This window comes from Mycobacterium sp. TH-M11 (genome assembly GCF_057473725.1).
Window position 1 is genome coordinate 1 of the sequence record NZ_JBYCLD010000356.1, and the last position, 2,453, is coordinate 2,453.

Annotated in this window: 4 protein-coding genes; 1 reads left to right on the forward strand and 3 read right to left on the reverse strand. The window is 68.0% G+C overall.

Annotated elements, in window-relative coordinates; genetic code table 11:
• The coding region (locus tag AC2VOG_RS14300) for an acyl-CoA dehydrogenase family protein (RefSeq protein WP_486940547.1) at positions 1–569 on the reverse strand (569 nt) is incomplete at its 3' end.
• An 80-nt stretch (positions 570–649) separates the two neighbouring features.
• On the opposite strand from AC2VOG_RS14300, the gene AC2VOG_RS14305 reads away from it, so the two are divergent.
• Positions 650–1,174: a winged helix-turn-helix transcriptional regulator gene (locus tag AC2VOG_RS14305; RefSeq protein ID WP_486940548.1), complete on the forward strand. Its 525-nt coding sequence runs from the start codon at positions 650–652 to the stop codon at positions 1,172–1,174.
• 18 nt (positions 1,175–1,192) lie between these two features.
• On the opposite strand, the gene AC2VOG_RS14310 is transcribed toward AC2VOG_RS14305, so the two are convergent.
• Entirely contained in the window at positions 1,193–1,909 is a 717-nt protein-coding gene (locus tag AC2VOG_RS14310) for an NUDIX hydrolase (protein WP_486940549.1), read from the reverse strand.
• Positions 1,910–2,112: 203 nt separating this feature from the next.
• On the reverse strand, positions 2,113–2,433 hold the full coding sequence (locus tag AC2VOG_RS14315) for a PE-PGRS family protein (RefSeq protein WP_486940550.1): 321 nt from the start codon (positions 2,431–2,433) through the stop codon (positions 2,113–2,115).
• Positions 2,434–2,453: the final 20 nt, after the last annotated feature.

The window sequence follows — 2,453 nt, forward strand, 5'->3', positions numbered from 1 at the left end:
TCGGCGACGGTGTCGTGGCTGCCGGTGCCGCGCAGGCCCAGGGTGTGCCAGGTGTCCAGGATCTGTAGTTGCGCGGTGGGTAGTGCCACCACCGCCGGCTTGTCATCGAGCAGGCAACCGGCGAACAGTACGTCGGCGTGGGTGATGCCGCTGCAGAACGCCCAGCGTCCCGTGATCACCACACCTCCGGGAACGCGGGTGGCCTTGCCCTGTGGCGCCCACACGCCGGCAGCCAGGCCGCGGCCGCCGCCGAAGAGTTCGTCGCGGCTGGCGGGCGGCAGGTAGGCGACCAGCAGGGTGCTGGTGATCCCGATCGACACACACCAGCCGGTCGACGCGTCACCGCGGGCCACTTCTTCCGCGCAGCGCAGTGCGGCGCCCGCGGGCAGCTCCAGTGCGCCGACCTCGACCGGCGCGCCCGCTCGCAGCAGCCCTGAATCACGAAGCGCCGCAATTAGTTCCGCGGGTAGCCGACGTGTCGAGTCGATCTCGTCGGCCATGCCACGCGCCAGGTCGGCGATCTCGGTAGCCCTGCCCAGAAGGGGAGCGGTGGCGACATCGGTGTCCATGAGTCCTCGCTTTAGCCGGCCGGTCTACCGCCACGTTAGCAGTGCCGGTTTACTTTTTGAACCGGTACATTGGGTGAACCATGGACTACCCCGATCTGTCCCACCGCTTCGACGGCGAGTCAGTCGCGCGTGCGCTCGAGATTGTGGGAGAGCGGTGGACGCTGCTGATCCTGCGCGAGGCATTCTTCGGGGTGCGCCGCTTCGGGCAGTTGGCCCGCAACCTCCACATCCCGCGGCCCACGTTGTCGGCACGGCTGCGCACGCTCGTCGACAACGGCCTGTTGGAAAAGGTGCTCTACGCAAGCGATCCCGACCGTCATGAATACCGGCTGGCCGATCCCGGCCGTGACCTGTTCTCGGCCATCGTCGTTCTGATGCAGTGGGGCGACCAGCACCTACCCCACCCGCAGGGTCCACCGATCGTGCTGCACCACCGGCCGTGCGACCAGACCGCGCAACCGATGTTGGTGTGTGCGCACTGCCGGCAGGAGATCACCGCACACAACGTCACTCCCGAGCCGGGCCCCGGCTTTCGGGAATTGGAGCCGCAGTGCGGCGTCGAGATCGACGCCAGCGTGCGGCCCTCTCGAGAAATATCGCGCTGACGTCGACCTCGCGCGCGGCTACTGCCAGGCGAAGACCGGTTGCTCCAACTCGTCGACCGGATCGTGGCGGCCGTCCAGGCAGAGCCACCGAAGCTGCAACAGCACGGCACCGGTCGGCGCGTGGATGAGGTCATTGCCCAGCGGTATCTGAACGACGGGCCGTGAGCTCTCCGGGATCGTCACGAATCGCGGCGAATCGGACCGCAACAACTGATGGATCCCAACCCGGTAGACCGCAACGACCTCGTCGGGCGCAGGGTGCGGGTTGAGGCGCCCGCCGCCCCAAATCACCACCGGGGTGATCACATAGCCCGACCGGGTCGGGTAGTCGTCGAGCAACCCCAACACGTTGGCAGGCACCAGCTTGATCCCGACCTCCTCGTCCAATTCGCGCAGAGCCGCCTCGATCGCGGTCTCCCCCGGATCCAGCCGTCCACCCGGAAGTGCCCACTGTGCGGGGTGCGAACTGAGCCGAGAGGTTCTGCGGCACAACAGGAATGCGGCACCGCCGGAGACATCGACCATGCGTCCGTCGAGCGACTCCGGCATCGGGCGCCCGGCGATCCAATCGTCGACCGGCGCCGGGTCGATCCTGTCTTCGCCCACGTCCGAATCGACCAGCACTACCGCGACAGCCGCGTGACGCTTGGCCGGATCGTCCACCGCGCGACGATCATGCGCGGCCAGCCGGTCCCGGATCTGTTCGCGCAGCGCCTCGTCATAAGGGATGGTCACCATGGCAGCGTATGGCCTACTCGATGCGATCGAAGACCACAACGACATTCGCCGTGGCGTGCGTGGCGCGGACGCCACAGGGTTGCTGCTACCGACCAGTGGCGGGAGGCAGTCGGTCGAACCCGGCTGGCGGCGAATAGCCCAGCGTCATGCGGCCTGGGTTGCCCCAGACCGCATGGCGTCGAGTGGTCGTGTCGTCAGGCCTACGCGTGGCCGTTGCCGCAGCCGACACCCGGAAGACATCCGGTGCCGCCGGGAACACCGCCGGGTCCGGCGAACTGACCGCCCGACCCACAGCCGACGCCCGGGACACAGCCCTGGCCGCCGGGGCCACCGCCCGGGCCCATGTTCTGACCGCCCGACCCGCAGGTGCCGTTGCCATCGCATCCGCTGCCGCCCGGCTCCTGCTTGACTATGACGTGGGTGGGCGCCATGCCGGTCGGGCCGACACTGGCCTCAGCTGCCGCGACAGGCATGACCGCCATCGCCGCAGCAACCGCGCCACCAACAACAAACGATTTCATAACACTGAGTTTGGACATGA

Excerpts from the sequence above, each read along its gene's own strand:
- AC2VOG_RS14305 (WP_486940548.1), top strand. The coding sequence starts at position 650 with ATGGACTACCCCGATCTGTCCCACCGCTTCGACGGCGAGTCAGTCGCG.
- AC2VOG_RS14315 (WP_486940550.1), bottom strand. The coding sequence starts at position 2,433 with ATGAAATCGTTTGTTGTTGGTGGCGCGGTTGCTGCGGCGATGGCGGTC.